General features: G+C 45.4%; 1 protein-coding gene. It reads right to left on the bottom strand.

The window, feature by feature from the left end:
• Window positions 1-17 precede the first annotated feature (17 nt).
• The coding region (locus OCV58_RS12185; RefSeq protein WP_288149233.1) for a helix-turn-helix domain-containing protein at window positions 18-388 on the bottom strand (371 nt) is incomplete at its 5' end.

Below are 388 nucleotides of genomic sequence, written 5' to 3'. Positions count from 1 at the left end.
GTAGGAGAGAAGATCTTTTAGTTTGAATTGTCCTCGGAGACTGAAGATGACGTTTGCAACCCTCTCCGCTTTGCTTCGTCCTCTAACCGCAGTCTTCTCAGTTCTTTTAAAACGGCATTCTCTATACGGAGTTTGAGAAGTTCATCCTCTAATTCCTTCACGTGCTCCGCACGGGTATCCACCTCCGTATGCTGAACTTGTGCTTCTGTTTCTTTTGCTTGCGATGTATTCAATGTCTTCTTCCTGCCTTTCCTGTGCGGTCTTAACGCATCCGGCCCAGCTATTTTAAAGTCATTTACCCATCTGACAAGTAGCGACGGATTGTTGATTCCCATTTGAAGAGCCAGTTCCTGATACGAGAGTTCGCTTGTTAAGTAAGACTCTACCA

It is taken from the genome of Megasphaera stantonii (assembly GCF_025567065.1).
GTDB lineage: Bacteria > Bacillota > Negativicutes > Veillonellales > Megasphaeraceae > Megasphaera > Megasphaera stantonii.
This window is presented reverse-complemented; position numbering and strand designations above follow the sequence as displayed.